The 15,254-nt window shown below is 63.1% G+C and carries 13 protein-coding genes; 6 read left to right on the top strand and 7 right to left on the bottom strand.

Annotated elements, in window-relative coordinates:
* Positions 1–93: 93 nt before the first annotated feature.
* Entirely contained in the window at positions 94–2,973 is a 2,880-nt protein-coding gene (locus tag AC07XM_RS26155; RefSeq protein ID WP_102689917.1) for a ribonucleoside-diphosphate reductase subunit alpha, read from the bottom strand.
* A 942-nt stretch (positions 2,974–3,915) separates the two neighbouring features.
* Between AC07XM_RS26155 and AC07XM_RS26150 the strand changes: the two genes are divergently transcribed.
* Both AC07XM_RS26150 and AC07XM_RS26145 read left to right on the top strand, forming a co-directional pair.
* On the top strand, positions 3,916–4,614 hold the full coding sequence (locus tag AC07XM_RS26150) for a response regulator (protein ID WP_102689916.1): 699 nt from the start codon (positions 3,916–3,918) through the stop codon (positions 4,612–4,614).
* Entirely contained in the window at positions 4,611–6,218 is a 1,608-nt protein-coding gene (locus AC07XM_RS26145) for an ATP-binding protein (RefSeq protein ID WP_016488684.1), read from the top strand. The genes AC07XM_RS26150 and AC07XM_RS26145 overlap by 4 nt, the downstream gene beginning before the upstream one ends.
* A 3-nt stretch (positions 6,219–6,221) precedes the next feature.
* On the opposite strand, the gene AC07XM_RS26140 is transcribed toward AC07XM_RS26145, so the two are convergent.
* Positions 6,222–6,923, bottom strand: a complete 702-nt coding sequence (locus tag AC07XM_RS26140; RefSeq protein ID WP_102689915.1) for a 4'-phosphopantetheinyl transferase family protein — start codon at positions 6,921–6,923, stop codon at positions 6,222–6,224.
* A 124-nt stretch (positions 6,924–7,047) separates the two neighbouring features.
* Positions 7,048–7,842 (bottom strand): dienelactone hydrolase family protein, encoded by a 795-nt coding sequence (locus tag AC07XM_RS26135; RefSeq protein ID WP_016488682.1) that lies wholly within the window; start codon positions 7,840–7,842, stop codon positions 7,048–7,050.
* A 129-nt stretch (positions 7,843–7,971) separates the two neighbouring features.
* Between AC07XM_RS26135 and AC07XM_RS26130 the strand changes: the two genes are divergently transcribed.
* The 4 genes from AC07XM_RS26130 (at position 7,972) to AC07XM_RS26115 (ending at position 12,376) form a co-directional block, all read left to right on the top strand.
* On the top strand, positions 7,972–8,577 hold the full coding sequence (locus tag AC07XM_RS26130; RefSeq protein ID WP_016488681.1) for an outer membrane beta-barrel protein: 606 nt from the start codon (positions 7,972–7,974) through the stop codon (positions 8,575–8,577).
* 149 nt (positions 8,578–8,726) lie between these two features.
* Positions 8,727–9,404, top strand: a complete 678-nt coding sequence (locus AC07XM_RS26125) for a response regulator (RefSeq protein WP_016488680.1) — start codon at positions 8,727–8,729, stop codon at positions 9,402–9,404.
* Positions 9,401–10,747: an ATP-binding protein gene (locus tag AC07XM_RS26120; protein WP_102689914.1), complete on the top strand. Its 1,347-nt coding sequence runs from the start codon at positions 9,401–9,403 to the stop codon at positions 10,745–10,747. The genes AC07XM_RS26125 and AC07XM_RS26120 overlap by 4 nt, the downstream gene beginning before the upstream one ends.
* 306 nt (positions 10,748–11,053) lie before the next feature.
* The gene (locus AC07XM_RS26115; protein ID WP_016488678.1) at positions 11,054–12,376 is read left to right on the top strand and encodes a dicarboxylate/amino acid:cation symporter; all 1,323 of its coding nucleotides are present in this window, start codon (positions 11,054–11,056) and stop codon (positions 12,374–12,376) included.
* 74 nt (positions 12,377–12,450) lie between these two features.
* Here the strand turns inward: AC07XM_RS26115 and tsaA are convergent, their stop codons facing one another.
* The 4 genes from tsaA to AC07XM_RS26095 all read right to left on the bottom strand — a co-directional run bounded on the left by tsaA (position 12,451) and on the right by AC07XM_RS26095 (position 14,899).
* On the bottom strand, positions 12,451–13,143 hold the full coding sequence (gene tsaA / locus AC07XM_RS26110; protein WP_102689913.1) for a tRNA (N6-threonylcarbamoyladenosine(37)-N6)-methyltransferase TrmO: 693 nt from the start codon (positions 13,141–13,143) through the stop codon (positions 12,451–12,453).
* A gap of 6 nt (positions 13,144–13,149) precedes the next feature.
* Positions 13,150–13,611 carry a YehS family protein gene (locus AC07XM_RS26105; RefSeq protein ID WP_016488676.1) on the bottom strand — a complete coding sequence of 154 codons (462 nt, stop codon included), beginning with the start codon at positions 13,609–13,611 and terminating at the stop codon, positions 13,150–13,152.
* A gap of 47 nt (positions 13,612–13,658) precedes the next feature.
* A complete protein-coding gene (locus AC07XM_RS26100) occupies positions 13,659–14,369 on the bottom strand; it encodes an rRNA pseudouridine synthase (protein WP_016488675.1) in 711 nt (236 codons plus the stop codon).
* Between the two features lie 77 nt (positions 14,370–14,446).
* On the bottom strand, positions 14,447–14,899 hold the full coding sequence (locus AC07XM_RS26095) for a GNAT family N-acetyltransferase (RefSeq protein WP_016488674.1): 453 nt from the start codon (positions 14,897–14,899) through the stop codon (positions 14,447–14,449).
* Positions 14,900–15,254: the final 355 nt, after the last annotated feature.

The raw sequence follows: 15,254 nt of genomic DNA, 5'->3' as shown, positions 1-15,254 counted from the left end.
GTACGCAGCGGGAAAAGGGCAGGGCTTCTCAGTGACGCGGATACAAAAATGCCGCGCGGGGCGCCCGTAGGCACCCCGCGCGGCATTCAGGCCTTACTGGCAGGCTTCGCAGTCAGGCTCGTCGATCGCGCAGGCCTTCGGCACTGGCGCTGGGCCGGCTGCCTGGACCGGGGCGCTGTCGCCACCGCTGGAAACGGCGTTGAGCTTGCCGGTGTTGATGGTCGACTTCTCGGTGCTGGTTGCAGCCAGGGCACGGAGGTAGTAGGTGGTTTTCAGGCCACGGTACCAGGCCATGCGGTAGGTCACGTCCAGCTTCTTGCCCGAGGCGCCAGCGATGTACAGGTTCAGCGACTGAGCCTGATCGATCCACTTCTGGCGACGGGAAGCTGCGTCGACAATCCACTTGGTCTCGACTTCGAACGCGGTGGCGTACAGGTCTTTGAGCTCTTGCGGGATACGCTCGATCTGCTGCACCGAACCGTCGTAGTACTTCAGGTCGTTGATCATGACCGAGTCCCACAGGCCGCGGGCCTTCAGGTCGCGGACCAGGTACGGGTTGATCACGGTGAACTCGCCCGACAGGTTCGATTTCACGTACAGGTTCTGGTAGGTCGGCTCGATCGACTGCGACACGCCGGTGATGTTGGCGATGGTCGCGGTTGGCGCGATGGCCATGATGTTCGAGTTACGAATACCTTTTTGCACGCGGGCACGCACCGGCGCCCAGTCCAGGGTCTCGTTCAGGTCGACGTCGATGTACTTCTGGCCACGGGCTTCGATCAGGATCTGTTGCGAGTCCAGCGGCAGGATGCCTTTGGACCACAGCGAACCCTGGAAGGTCTCGTAGGCGCCACGCTCGTCGGCCAGGTCGCAGGATGCCTGGATCGCGTAGTAGCTGACCGCTTCCATCGACTTGTCGGCGAACTCGACGGCAGCGTCGGAGCCGTAGGCGATGTGCTGCAGGTACAGTGCGTCCTGGAAGCCCATGATGCCCAGGCCGACCGGGCGGTGCTTGAGGTTCGAGTTACGCGCCTGCGGCACCGAGTAGTAGTTGATGTCGATCACGTTGTCGAGCATGCGCACGGCGGTGTTCACGGTCCGTTGCAGCTTGGCAGTGTCCAGCTTGCCGTCAACGATGTGGTTCGGCAGGTTGATCGAGCCCAGGTTGCAGACCGCGATCTCGTCCTTGTTGGTGTTCAAGGTGATCTCGGTGCACAGGTTCGAGCTGTGGACCACGCCCACGTGCTGCTGCGGCGAACGCAGGTTGCACGGGTCCTTGAAGGTCAGCCACGGGTGGCCGGTCTCGAACAGCATCGACAGCATCTTGCGCCACAGGTCTTTGGCCTGGATGGTCTTGAACACCTTGATCTTGTTGTACTCGGTCAGGGCTTCGTAGTACTCGTAGCGCTCTTCGAAGGCCTTGCCGGTCAGGTCGTGCAGGTCTGGCACTTCCGAAGGCGAGAACAGGGTCCACTTGCCGTCATCGAAGACGCGCTTCATGAACAGGTCAGGGATCCAGTTGGCGGTGTTCATGTCGTGGGTACGACGGCGGTCATCACCGGTGTTCTTGCGCAGCTCGATGAACTCTTCGATGTCCAGGTGCCAGGTTTCCAGGTAGGCACACACGGCGCCCTTGCGCTTGCCACCCTGGTTGACGGCAACGGCAGTGTCGTTGACCACTTTCAGGAACGGCACGACGCCCTGCGACTTGCCGTTGGTGCCCTTGATGTAGGAGCCCAGTGCACGCACCGGGGTCCAGTCGTTGCCCAGGCCACCGGCGAATTTAGACAGCATGGCGTTGTCGTGGATCGCGTGGTAGATGCCCGACAGGTCGTCCGGCACGGTGGTCAGGTAGCAGCTGGACAGCTGCGGGCGCAGGGTACCGGCGTTGAACAAGGTCGGGGTCGAGGCCATGTAGTCGAAGGACGACAACAGGTTGTAGAACTCGATCGCACGGGCTTCCTTGTCTTTCTCTTCCAGCGCCAGGCCCATGGCCACGCGCATGAAGAATACCTGCGGCAGCTCGAAGCGTACGCCATCCTTGTGGATGAAGTAGCGGTCGTACAGGGTCTGCAGGCCCAGGTAGGTGAACTGCTGGTCGCGCTCGTGGTTGATCGCCTTGCCCAGTTTTTCCAGGTCGAAGTCGGCCAGGGCCGGGTTCAGCAGCTCGAACTCGATACCTTTGGCGATGTAGGCCGGCAGGACCTTGGCGTACAGGTCAGCCATCTCGTGGTGGGTGGCGCTGTCGGCAACGCTAAGGAAGCCCAGGCCTTCGGCACGCAGGGTGTCCATCAGCAGACGGGCGGTCACGAACGAGTAGTTCGGCTCGCGCTCGACCAGGGTACGGGCGGTCATCACCAGGGCGGTGTTGACGTCCTTGATGGCGACGCCGTCGTACAGGTTCTTCAGGGTTTCGCGCTGGATCAGGTCGCCATCGACTTCGGCCAGGCCTTCACAGGCTTCGCTGATGATGGTGTTCAGTCGGGCCATGTCGAGCGGCGCCAGGCTACCGTCAGCCAGTGTAATGCGGATGCTTGGGTGCGGCTCGACCACGGCGTCGGTGTTGGCGCGGGTGGCGCGCTCCTTGGCGCGCTGGTCGCGGTAGATCACGTAGTCGCGGGCGACTTTCTGCTCGCCGGCGCGCATCAGGGCCAGTTCTACCTGGTCCTGGATTTCTTCGATGTGGATGGTACCACCCGATGGCATGCGACGTTTGAACGTGGCGGTGACCTGCTCGGTCAGGCGCGCAACGGTGTCGTGGATGCGCGACGAAGCGGCGGCGGTGCCGCCTTCAACTGCGAGGAACGCCTTGGTGATGGCAACGGTGATCTTGTCGTCGGTGTAAGGGACGACAGTGCCGTTACGCTTGATCACGCGCAGTTGGCCAGGGGCGGTGGCGGCCAGATCCTGGTTGGAATCGGCGGCCTGCGGCACCTTGGCCTGCGGGTTCTCGCGAGTTGTGTCGGTTTGCATGGGTGGGTGTCTCCACAGTTTCTATATTGTTCAGGCGCCTTTTGGGCGCCCACCGTTCCGTCCACTTGCTCGATGACCCGGCGGGGGATGCGCAATGCATGCGCATCCGCCCGCACGGGCGTACCGACTTCGGGACAGACTCAGGAATAAGGGGCAATAGCTTGCCGCTCCCTGGCCGAAGTCAAAGGTTTTGGGCAGGGCCCAAAAACTGTTGCTGATGGATGCCAGGGCTGGCCTGCAACACCCATACCCGAACAAGGCCCTGGAGGGGCTTGCCTCGGTCGCCTCCGCAGGAGCGGTTTGGCTGCTGAAATCACCTGAAGTTCAGCTCGTAAAATCGCTTGATTTTGCGGGTTGACTTTTGTGTGTGATTTTGCACGAAACCCTATATGTAGTGGTTCGCTGCGTTCGGGATACAAGATAATGCGGTATTGGGGGCTTTGCAAGGCGAGCGCCTGTGGATAACTTGTGCGTACTTTGTGTGTGAATGGTGGGTATTCGCTGTAGGCCTTGTGCCAAGTGGTTTGCAGTATTTTTCTGCGTGGTGACGCCCTTGGGCAGTTTTTTTCGGGCGGGATACCTGTCACAAAAAACGGTTCAGTTCAGGGGGCGGTATTGCATGTCTGAAGATCTGGGGGGCCTGGGAGATCGAGCGCCGCCCGCGCGGCGCATCGCGAGCTGCGCTCGCTCCTACGCTTGTTTCGGGCCAGTTACGCCTGTGACAGGCGGGCGCGACCGCCTTGTGTGTACGACGCGATATCGCGCCGTGCGCCAAGGGGGCGCGCGCAACTCCCCCAGGAATAATTGGCCCGAAACAAACGTAGGAGCGAGCGCCGCTCGCGATGCGCCGCGCGGGCGGCGCTTGGTCTCGCAGGCGCCACCCATCTACAGCCATACTCTCAGCTGCCCTTACACGATCCCAAGAACAACAAGGCCAAAGCCATGGACCACCCCGTACCCCGCATCCTCATCGTCGAAGACGACCAGCGCCTGGCCGAGCTCACCACCGAGTACCTGCAGGCCAACGGCTTCGAGGTCGCGGTGGAGGGCGATGGCGCCCGGGCCGCGCGGCGCATCGTCGACAGCCAGCCCGATCTGGTCATCCTCGACCTCATGCTGCCCGGTGAGGACGGCCTGAGCATCTGCCGCCGGGTGCGCAACCAGTACCCTGGCCCGATTCTCATGCTTACCGCACGCAGTGACGAACTCGACCAGGTCCAAGGCCTGGACCTTGGGGCCGACGACTACGTTTGCAAACCCGTACGCCCACGCCTGCTGCTGGCGCGTATCCAGGCTCTGCTGCGCCGCAGCGAAGCCGTGGACAGCAAGCGCCAGGGCCTGGCCTTTGGCGCCCTGCGTATCGACAACCGCCTGCGTGAAGCGCGCCTGGGTGACCAGCTGATCGAGCTGACCGGTGCCGAATTCGACCTGCTCTGGCTGCTGGCCAGCAACGCCGGGCGGGTACTGACCCGCGAACAGATCTTCACCGCGTTGCGTGGCGTCGGTTACGACGGCCAGGACCGCTCCATCGACATACGTATCTCGAAAATCCGCCCCAAGATCGGCGATGACCCGCTTCAGCCACGGCTGATCAAGACCCTGCGCAGCAAAGGCTACCTGTTTGTCGGCGAGGCACCATGAACAACTCGATCTTTTTGCGCATCTACGGCGGCATGCTGGCTGTGCTGGTGCTGGTTGCCCTGCTCGGCGTGCTCAGCCTGCACCTGGTGAATGAAGTGCGCGCTGCCCAGCACCGGGAGGGACTGGCACAGGGCACCTTCAGCCTGATGGCTGACAACCTGGCACAGCAGAATGCAACCGAACGCAAGCGCTCGCTGCTGATCTGGGAGCGACTGCTCGGCGTGCCGCTGGCGCTGCAACCGATGACGGCGCGCAGCCTCGACGGTGGCCAGCGGGCGCGCCTGTACCGCGGCCTGGTGGTGGTCGAAAAGACCGGCCCGCATGCGGCGCAAGTGCTGCGCAAGGTTGGCCACGAAGACCTGATGCTGGTGGCGCAGATCAAACAGATAAGCGAGCAACTGGCGCGGGCCACGCTGTACCTGTTGGCCGATGAACTGGTGCGCTACCCGATCACCGAGCAGCAGCAGCGGCTGGCACAGATCAAGCAGGAAAAGGGCTTCGGTTTTGGCGTCGCCCTGCAGCGCATCGAACGGGTAAGCCTGGACGATGACCAGCGGCGCCGGGTAGAGGAGGGCGATACGGTCATGGCGCTGGGCAAGGATGGCGACTCGATTCGTGTGTTTGCTGGGCTGGCGGGCTCGCCCTGGGTACTGGAAATCGGCCCGTTGTACCAGCTAAACCCGTATCCGCCGCAGTTGCTGGTCCTGATTACCTTTCTCGGCCTGTGCCTGATCGGTCTGGTGGTCTACCTGCTGGTACGCCAGTTGGAGCGCCGTGTGTCGGGCCTTGAGATTGCCGCCACACGCATCGCCCAAGGCAGCCTGGACACCCGTGTGCCCGCCGGTGACGCCGACTCGGTAGGGCGCCTGGCTGCCGCCTTCAATGGTATGGCCGAGCACCTTCAGCGCTCGCTGACCATGCAGCGCGAGCTGGTGCGGGCGGTATCCCACGAGTTGCGCACGCCCGTTGCGCGCCTGCGCTTTGGGCTGGAGATGATCGAAAGTGCCGCCACCGAACAGGCGCGGGCCAAGCACCTGGCGGGCATGGACGGAGATATTCAGGACCTCGACAAGCTCGTCGACGAAATGCTGACCTACGCCCGCCTGGAGCAAGGCGCGCCGGCCTTGAAGTTTCAGCGGGTCGACCTGGACGTCTTGCTCGCGCGGGTAGTCGAAGAGCTGGCGCCGTTGCGTGCCGAGGTACGGGTAGTGCGCGGCGATTGCCAGGGCGCGGATGCCGAAGGCGCCTGGGTCGAGGCCGAGCCGCGCTACTTGCACCGGGCGTTGCAGAACTTGGTCAGTAACGCCATGCGCCATGCGGCGTCTGAGGTGCGCGTGAGCTACCAGTTGGGGCAGCAGCGGTGCCGTATTGATGTCGAAGATGACGGCCCCGGGATCCCCGAGGGCTTCTGGGACCGCATCTTCACCCCGTTCACCCGACTGGACGACAGCCGCGCCCGTGCTTCGGGTGGGCACGGCCTGGGCCTGTCGATCGTGCGGCGAATCATCTACTGGCACACGGGCCGTGCGACGGTGGGGCGCAGCGAAGCGCTGGGTGGCGCCTGCTTCAGCCTTAACTGGCCACGGCAGCAGGCGCCACTGTAAAGGTCAGACGCTGACCAGGCTGAGCAGGTGGCCGTCCTGCAGGCAGAACTGGCCCTGCAACACTGTGCCATGGCGCCACTGCGGCGACAGGTCGGTGAGCAGGCGCAGGTGGGCCAGGCCTTCGGTGGACCAGTCGATCACTTCGGCATGCTCGAAATAGAAGCGCTGGCGGGTCAGCGGGTAGAGGGTCTTGAACAGGCTTTCCTTCAGCGAGAAGGTCAGGGTGACCGTCAGGCCGAGCTGGCGGCGGTCCAGGCGTTCGAGCTCGGGCGGGGTGAGGATTTCGGCCATCAGCCGCTCGGCGCGCTCGTCATCCAGCAAGGCCTCCTGATCCAGGCCCAAGCCCTGGCAGCTGCGCTCGGCGGCGACCACGGCGGCGGCCCAGCCCTTACCGTGGGTGATCGAGCCATGGATACCCGCCGGCCAGATCGGCGAGCGGTCCTCATGGGTGCCAGGCACGTAGTCGCGACCGTCCAGGCCCTGCAGCGCGGCGCGCGCGCATACGCGACCGGCCAGGTACTCAGCCTGGCGCTTGGCCACCGAGCGCTGCAGGCTGGCGCTGGGCACGAGCCCGGCGCGCTGGAAGTCGTCGGGTGCCAGGCGGGCAGGGTCGAAGGCGCAACTGACCAGCACCGCGCCGGGCAGCGGGCGGGGCAGGGGCCAGTGGTGCTGGAGCGGGGCGCAGCAGGCGGGGAGAATGTTCATGGGGCTATTGTGCCAGCCGCAGCGGCGGTGTGGGAGGTGGAACAGCAGGGGGCTGCTGCGCAGCCCATCGCCGGCAAGCCAGCTCCCACAGGTGTTGCGCAGCGCTTGAGGTTTGCGCTAATCCTTATTTGAACACCTGCTTGAAGAACGCCTGCATATCCGCCCAAGAGCTCTCGTCCGCAGCCTTGTTGTAGCCTATGTCCGGTCCGCCATGCTCACCATGGCTCAAGCGGTCGGCATCCGGGTTGGTGAAGCCATGCTTGGCCCCCGGAATGTTGACGAACTGGTAGTTGACCTTGGCGGCGTCCATTTCCGCTTTGAACGCATTGACCTGCTCTTGGGTGACCATGCTGTCTGCGGCGCCGTGCTCGACCAGTACATAGGCCTTCACCTTGCCAGCCTGGGCCGGCGTCTGTGTGGCCAGTGCACCGTGGAAGCTCACCACTGCATCGAGCTTGTCCACGCCGCGTCGTGCTGCATCGAGCACCACCTTGCCGCCGAAGCAGTAACCGACGGCACCTAAACTGCTCTTATCGGTGTAAGGCTGTAGTTCCAGCAGTTTCAGGCCGGCGTCGAAGCGCTTGGCGGCCGCCGCCGGGTCTTTCATCGCTTCGGCCATGAACGCTTGGGCATCCTGCGGATGTTCGGTCTGCTTGCCATCGCCATACATGTCGATGGCCAGCGCACTGTAACCCAAGGCCGCGAGGTCACGGGCGCGGCGCTTGGCATAGTCATTCAGCCCCCACCATTCATGCACCACGACGATGCCCGGACGCTTGCCTTGGACTGCATCATCATAGGCGTAGTAGCCGATCAAGCGCTTGCCCTCGGCGTCCTGATAGGGGATCTCGCGGGTCACTATTGCCGCCTGGGCGAGGGCGGCGCTGCACATCAGGGTCAGGGCCAGCAGGGCACGCATCTTTACTACTCCTTGTCTTGCAGACAGTTCGTTCAGCCGGTGTTCAGCCAGGGTTCAGTCACGGTTCAGGGTGCCTTCCTTACTCTAGCTTCCAGACCGAAACAGCGCACCCAACTGGAGTATCCAGCCATGAAAACCTTCAACACCCTGCTTGCCGCCATGGCCGTCTGTGCCGCTGGCATCACCACTGCCCAGGCCGCCGACGACAACTTCGCCAGCCTGACCTACGGCCAGACCAGCGACAAGGTTCGCAAATCCGGCCTGCTGCAGCGCAACACTGACCAGCTCAACGCCGATGGCATCATCGGCAAGGACGACACCTGGGGTGTACGTGTGGGCAAGATCAACGACCAGGGCCGCTACTACATGACTTATGACAACGTTTCAGGCGACCACAGTGGCCTGAAGTTGCGCCAGGAAAACCTGCTGGGCAGCTACGACTTGTTCCTGCCGGTGGGCGATACCACCAAACTGTTCGGCGGTGGCAGCCTGGGCATGACCAAGCTCACCCAGGACTCGCCCGGGGCCAGCCGGGATACCGACTACGGTTATGCCTACGGCCTGCAGGCCGGCGTGATCCAGGACATCACCGACAAGGCTTCGGTGGAGCTGGGCTATCGTTACCTGCGCACCAATGCCGCGACGGAAGTGGGCGCGCATGGCGGGCCCAAGGACGGCACCCTGCGCCTGACCAGCAGTGCGCAGACTTATCTGGCCGCAAGCTACAAGTTCTGACGCGCGAGCCGCGTTATCCTGTACCGGCCCTTTTGCGGCTAAAGCCGCTCCCACAGGGATCGCACAGTTCCTGAGACGTGTGCAGCACCTGTGGGAGCGGCTTTAGCCGCGAAAGGGCCGGCACAGGCAATACACACAAGGAGCTGCACATGAAATTGCTGGTGGTCGAGGACGAAGCCCTGCTTCGCCATCACCTCTACACCCGCTTGGGCGAAAGCGGCCATGTGGTCGAGGCGGTCGCCGATGCCGAGGAGGCGCTGTTCCAGGCTGGGCAATACCACTTCGACCTGGCCATCATCGACCTGGGCCTGCCCGGTATCAGTGGCCTGGAGCTGATCACGCGCCTGCGTAACCAGGACAAGACCTTCCCCATTCTCATCCTCACCGCCCGCGGCAACTGGCAAGACAAGGTCGAGGGCCTGGCCGCCGGTGCCGACGACTATCTGGTCAAGCCGTTCCAGTTCGAAGAGCTCGAAGCGCGGCTGAATGCCCTGTTGCGCCGCTCCAGCGGCTTCACCCAGTCGACCATCGCTGCTGGCCCCTTGGTACTCGACCTCAACCGCAAGCAGGCTACCCTCGACGACCAGCCCTTGGCGCTGACTGCCTACGAGTACCGGATTCTCGAATACCTCATGCGCCATCATCAGCAGGTGGTGGCCAAGGACCGCCTGATGGAGCAGCTGTACCCGGGGGACGAGGAGCGCGACCCCAATGTGATCGAAGTACTGGTTGGCCGCCTGCGCCGTAAACTTGAGGGCGAGCATGGCTTCAAGCCCATCGACACCGTGCGCGGCCTGGGTTATCTGTTCACCGAGCGCTGCCGATGATCCGCTCGCTGCGGGTACGCCTGATGCTGGCCGCAGCCGTGCTGGCATTGCTGTTCATGTTGGCCCTGCTGCCGGCCTTGCAGAAGGCCTTCAGCCTCGCCCTGCAGGAATCGATCGAGCAGCGCCTGGCTTCGGATGTGACCACGTTGATTTCCGCCGCGCGTATCGAGCATGGCCAGCTGCAGATGCCGACGCTGCTGCCGGACGAGCGCTACAACCTGCCTTACACGGGCTTGCTCGGCTACATCTTTGACCGCGATGGCAACCTTGTCTGGCAGTCGCGTGCCACCGCCGATCGGCACATCAACTACCGCCCCCGATATGACGGGCGCGGCAACGAATTTGCCCGCATTCACCAGGCAGATGGCGAAGAATTCTTCGTGTACGACGTTGAGATCAAGCTGCTGGGGGGGCAGAGCGCTGCTTACAGCATTGTCGCCCTGCAGCCGGTGAGCGAGTACAAGGCTACCCTCAATGGCCTGCGGGAAAAGCTCTATCTGGGCTTTGGTGCTGCCTTGCTGGCGCTGATGGTATTGCTATGGGCTGGCCTGACCTGGGGCCTGCGCTCGTTGCGCCGGCTGAGCCGCGAGCTGGATGAAGTGGAGTCGGGCACACGCGATGGCCTGAGCGGCGAGCACCCTCGTGAGTTGTTGCGCCTGACCCGCTCGCTCAACCGTCTGTTGCGCAGTGAGCGTGAGCAGCGCACGCGCTACCGCGATTCACTGGACGACCTGGCGCACAGCCTGAAGACGCCACTGGCGGTGTTGCAAGGTGTGGGCGAAAGCCTGCAGCAGCGTAGCGGTGAGCGCGAGCAGGCGCGGGTGCTACAAAGCCAGATCGAGCGCATGAGCCAGCAGATCGACTATCAGTTGCAACGTGCCAGCCTGCGCAAGAGCGGCCTGGTACGCCACAGCGTGAGGCTGCGGCCGTTGCTCGATAGCCTGTGCAGCACCTTGGCCAAGGTGTACCGGGACAAGCGGGTGAACGTGACGCTGGAAGTGCCCGATGCGGCGCAGGTGCCGATGGAGCAGGGCGCCTTGCTGGAAATGCTGGGCAACCTGCTGGAAAACGCCTACCGCCTGAGCCTGGGCCAGGTGCGGGTTAGCCTTGAGCAGGCGCCCGGGCAGTTGACCTTGTGTATCGAAGATGATGGGCCCGGGGTGCCGGCCGACCAGCGTGAGCGCATTCTGGAGCGCGGTGAGCGGCTGGACAGCCAGCACCCGGGCCAGGGCATCGGGCTGGCGGTGGTCAAGGACATTGTCGACAGCTATGACGCCGAGCTGAGCCTGGGGGACTCGCCCTTGGGGGGCGCGGCGTTCAGAATCACTTTCCACCTCGATTGATTGGCCGGCACTTCTGATTCAGGGGGCGGATTCCCGCCATACCCCGTGTACAAAAACCGCCACCGGGCGGAAATCCGCCAGCCTTCCTCAGGCAAATCGCCCTGTCGTTGGGCATTTATCCCCAGCAAATGCGGCCCTTGCACCCTTCATGGGCATTTTGGCACCACCCTTGCTATTGATCCTGGCAGAGGCCTGCCCAGGCAGCTCGAACACAACGACAAATCCCTCCAAGTGCAGGAGGGTTAGCGATTCAGGTGCCGCATCACCCTGGGAAGGGTGAACCGGCACACTTGAGGAAAATGAGCCATGACGACACGTCAGCCGCTGTACAAATCCCTGTATGTCCAGGTGATCGTTGCCATCACCATCGGCATCCTGCTCGGCCACTACTACCCGGAAACGGGCGTTGCCCTCAAACCCTTGGGTGACGGCTTCGTCAAACTGATCAAGATGGTCATCGCCCCGATCATCTTCTGCACCGTGGTCAGCGGCATCGCCGGCATGCAGAGCATGAAGTCGGTTGGCAAGACTGGCGGCTACGCGCTGCTGTACTTTGAAATCGTCTCCACCATCGCCCTGATCATCGGCCTCGTCGTCGTCAACGTGGTCAAGCCAGGCGCTGGCATGCACATCGACGTCAGCACCCTGAACGCCAGCAGTGTGGCTGCCTACGCCGCCGCCGGCGCGCAGCAGACCACCGTCGGCTTCCTGCTCAACGTCATCCCTAACACCGTGGTCGGCGCCTTCGCCAATGGCGATATCCTGCAGGTGCTGATGTTCTCCGTGCTGTTCGGCTTCGCCCTGCATCGCCTGGGCAGCTACGGCAAGCCGTTGCTGGATATGATCGACCGCTTCGCCCATGTCATGTTCAACATCATCAACATGATCATGAAGCTGGCCCCGATCGGTGCTTTCGGCGCCATGGCCTTCACCATCGGCCAGTACGGCGTTGGTTCGTTGGTGCAACTGGGTTACCTGATGGCCTGCTTCTACATCACCTGCCTGCTGTTCGTGCTGGTGGTGCTGGGCGGTATCTGCCGCGCCCATGGCTTCAGCGTACTCAAGCTGATCCGCTACATCCGTGAAGAGCTGCTGATCGTGCTGGGTACTTCCTCCTCGGAATCGGCCCTGCCCCGCATGCTGGCCAAGATGGAGCGCCTGGGCGCCAAGAAGTCGGTCGTCGGCCTGGTCATTCCGACCGGTTACTCGTTCAACCTGGACGGCACCTCGATCTACCTGACCATGGCTGCGGTGTTCATCGCCCAGGCCACCGATACCACCATGGACATCACCCACCAGATCACCCTGCTGCTGGTGCTGCTGGTGGCTTCCAAAGGTGCTGCCGGCGTGACCGGTTCGGGCTTCATCGTGCTGGCCGCCACCCTGTCGGCTGTTGGCCACCTGCCGGTAGCTGGCCTGGCGCTGATCCTCGGCATCGACCGCTTCATGTCCGAAGCCCGCGCACTGACCAACCTGGTGGGCAACGCCGTTGCCACGGTGGTCGTGGCCAAGTGGGTCAAGGAAATGGACAACGACAAGCTGGCCTCCGAACTGGCCTCCGGTGGTGCACCGCTGGTCGATACCCGTCCGACCGATGACCTGGGCGTGGCAGAAGGCCCAGCGCGCTGATCGCGCGGCTGTAGTACGAAAAAGGCGACCTTCGGGTCGCCTTTTTAATGTGTGTGGTTCGCCTCGGTGCGCGGTCAGGCCGGCACCACCTCCAGCACCCGGATCACATCCGGCTGAGGGTAATGCCACCTCACCTGCACATCCCAGAACTTCACCCCGTAGACCCGTTCGGCCGGCGGTACCTGGTAAGCCGGTCTCGGGTCTTGCGCCAAGCATTGTTCAATCAGTTCTACCAGCGGTTCAGCCAGGCGCAGTGCATGCTCGCGGGCCTGGGGCAGGGCGTTGTCGCCCCACTGTACGGCAATTGCGGCGGGCGCTGCGTTGGCCATCTGGTTGCTGGCGTCTGCAATGCTGTCGGCATACGGCACATAGGGCTTGATGTCCAGTACCGGCGTGCCATCGAGCAGATCGATGCTGGACAGCAACAGGCGCCCCGGCTCCACACCCTCCAGACGTACCACCGACTGGCCGATGCCGTTTGGCCGGTGGGTTGCACGGGTGGCGAACACCCCCATGCTCTTGTTGCCGCCCAGCCGCGGTGGCCGCACTTTCAGGCGCGGCTTGTCCTCCAGGGCCTGGTGGAACAGGAACAGCAGCCAGACATGGCTGACCTGCTCCAGGCCTTCGACCGCATCCCCTTGGTCGAACGGCGGCAGCAGTTCGAGCACGCCGCGCGCGGCAGGCGCCAGTTGGGGCTGGCGCGGGATGGCGAATTTTTCCTTGAAGCAGGAGCGGACGATGCCGACCGGAGCAACCGTATGCTGCATGGCCAATCAGCCGCGCACGCGCTGGGTCAGGCCTTTGAGGAAGTTGCGCAGCAACTGGTCGCCGCATGGGCGATAGTTTTCGTGGCCGGCTTTACGGAACAGCGCGCTAAGTTCAGGCTTGCTGACCGGGAAATTGACCGACTTGAGGATCGTGTGCAGGTCGTCTTCCTTCAGTTCGAAGGCCACCCGCAGCTTCTTGAGGATGAGGTTGTTGGTCACTGGCAGCTCTACCGGCTGCGGCGGGCGGCTGTCGTCCTTGCCGCGGCGGTGGATCACCAGGCCATCGAGAAAGTGCGCCATCACCCGATCAGGGCAACGCACGAAGCCTTCCTCTTCTTCCTTCTTCAGGTAGGTGGCCAATACCTGAGGGTGCACTTCGAGGCCGGAAAGGCCGATGATCTCGGCCATCTTGGCGTCGTTCACCTTGAGCATGTAGCGCAGGCTGCGCAGGACGTCGTTGTGGTTCATTGCTGCAGAATCCTGTTCAGGTGCCACGCTTGTGCGTGGCGTATTGCTTAGAAACGTTCGGTGGTCGCCATGTAGCGCCATTGACCCAGGGGCAGCTTGCCCATCGACACCCCGCCCAGGCGAATGCGGCGCATGCTGACCAGTTCCAGGCGCAGGTAGGCGCACAGCTCGGCGATTTGCCCGGGCTGGGGGTTTTTCACGACCATGCGCAGGTGGGTCTCGTTCTGCCAGCTGGCCTTGGCCTTGGGCAGCTCGCGGTCATTGCGCGTAGCACCGCGCGCCAGGCGTTCCAGCGCCTGAGGTGTGGTCTCGCCGCGCACTTCGACAATAAACTCCTGCTCCAGGCGACGCAGGTCGGCCTCGATCTTGCGGCTGACCCGCCAGTCCTGGGTGAATACCTGCAAGCCGCTGGCGCCGCGCTCGAGCGGTGCCACGCAGGCCTGCCGGGTGAAATGCCCGTGCAGGGCGCGCACACCTTCGCGGTGCGCCTCGCTGAGGTTGCCCATGTTCATGCTGGCGCGGGCGCTTTCGCTGTCCACGCCGGCCGCCTGGTTGAGCAGCAGGGTTACCGGCTCCAGCGCTTCGACCCGGGCACCCGGGAGCAGCTCGACGTGCTGGTGTTCGACCTTGAACTGCGGCTGCTCGACCACCACGCCGTCGACTGTGACCCAGCCGCCTTCGATATAGAGCTCGGCATCGCGGCGGGAGCAGCCAAGTTGCTCGATAAGGCGTTTGGACAGGCGGACGGGTTCGGACATGACGGCAATTCGCAAAGGCAGGGAAAGGCCAGCATTGTACCTGCCTGAGCGGCAGAGGGGCTGGGAATCTGTGTCATTTACGCCATTTTGCAAAGGCGCATGTGCAGCAGCGGGTAGGGCTGGCCCAAGCCGTCGGTTTCCGATCGGCCGATTACCTCGAAGCCTTCATGCAGGTAAAAGCCCAAGGCCTGAGGGTTTTGCTCGTTGACGTCCAGGCGCTCGGCATTCAGCTCGTTGATCGCATAGTGCAGCAGGCGCTTGCCTACCCCTTTGCCACGGTACTCAGGCGCAACAAACAGCATGTCCACGCGCCCGTTGGCGACCCCGGCAAAGCCACAGATGCGTTGCCGGTCCTTGCAGCAGATCAGCATCACCGCGTCGAGGTAGCGGCGCAGCACCTGTTCGCGCAGTAACACGATGTACCCCTCTGGCAGAAAATCGTGAGTGGCACGCACCGAGTCCTCCCAGATCTGTACCAGCTCGCCGTAGTCGCGCAAGTGCGGGGTTTGCAGCGTCAGTAGCGATTGCATGCCGGTGGTCCTCCATGGCGATAGGGAAAACATAGCAGGCCAACCACCGGTCGGCTTGTCCGTGCTGTGCTTGAACGGTGGGGTGCAGGGGTCTATTAATTAAGCGTGGGAAAAAATCCCACAAAAAGAAAATTCGAAAAAGATTCGTACTGATCTGGCGTTCTCGTGGCGACTATCTGGAGACGGACCATGCAAATCCACCTGCTGTTCAAGAAGGCTTTAATCGCGGCTGCTGTAGCGGGCGTGCTGTCGACGGCCGTTGTTTTGATCCCTGACTCGATTTCTCATGGCTCCAGCGCCTACGCCAAAGATGGCGGTGGCGGTGGCGGACACGGAGGTGGAAGCGGTGGTGGTG

The sequence above is a fragment of the Pseudomonas sp. GW460-LB5 genome, assembly GCF_059423245.1.
The sequence above is the reverse complement of the archived record's forward strand: the minus strand, read 5'-3'. Positions and strand labels throughout refer to the sequence as shown.

What these genes read in the sequence shown, in the direction of transcription:
- AC07XM_RS26155 (WP_102689917.1), bottom strand. Translation starts at nt 2,973, where the DNA reads ATGCAAACCGACACAACTCGCGAGAACCCGCAGGCCAAGGTGCCGCAG.
- AC07XM_RS26150 (WP_102689916.1), top strand. Translation starts at nt 3,916, where the DNA reads ATGGACCACCCCGTACCCCGCATCCTCATCGTCGAAGACGACCAGCGC.
- AC07XM_RS26145 (WP_016488684.1), top strand. Translation starts at nt 4,611, where the DNA reads ATGAACAACTCGATCTTTTTGCGCATCTACGGCGGCATGCTGGCTGTG.
- AC07XM_RS26140 (WP_102689915.1), bottom strand. Translation starts at nt 6,923, where the DNA reads ATGAACATTCTCCCCGCCTGCTGCGCCCCGCTCCAGCACCACTGGCCC.
- AC07XM_RS26135 (WP_016488682.1), bottom strand. Translation starts at nt 7,842, where the DNA reads ATGCGTGCCCTGCTGGCCCTGACCCTGATGTGCAGCGCCGCCCTCGCC.
- AC07XM_RS26130 (WP_016488681.1), top strand. Translation starts at nt 7,972, where the DNA reads ATGAAAACCTTCAACACCCTGCTTGCCGCCATGGCCGTCTGTGCCGCT.
- AC07XM_RS26125 (WP_016488680.1), top strand. Translation starts at nt 8,727, where the DNA reads ATGAAATTGCTGGTGGTCGAGGACGAAGCCCTGCTTCGCCATCACCTC.
- AC07XM_RS26120 (WP_102689914.1), top strand. Translation starts at nt 9,401, where the DNA reads ATGATCCGCTCGCTGCGGGTACGCCTGATGCTGGCCGCAGCCGTGCTG.
- AC07XM_RS26115 (WP_016488678.1), top strand. Translation starts at nt 11,054, where the DNA reads ATGACGACACGTCAGCCGCTGTACAAATCCCTGTATGTCCAGGTGATC.
- tsaA (WP_102689913.1), bottom strand. Translation starts at nt 13,143, where the DNA reads ATGCAGCATACGGTTGCTCCGGTCGGCATCGTCCGCTCCTGCTTCAAG.
- AC07XM_RS26105 (WP_016488676.1), bottom strand. Translation starts at nt 13,611, where the DNA reads ATGAACCACAACGACGTCCTGCGCAGCCTGCGCTACATGCTCAAGGTG.
- AC07XM_RS26100 (WP_016488675.1), bottom strand. Translation starts at nt 14,369, where the DNA reads ATGTCCGAACCCGTCCGCCTGTCCAAACGCCTTATCGAGCAACTTGGC.
- AC07XM_RS26095 (WP_016488674.1), bottom strand. Translation starts at nt 14,899, where the DNA reads ATGCAATCGCTACTGACGCTGCAAACCCCGCACTTGCGCGACTACGGC.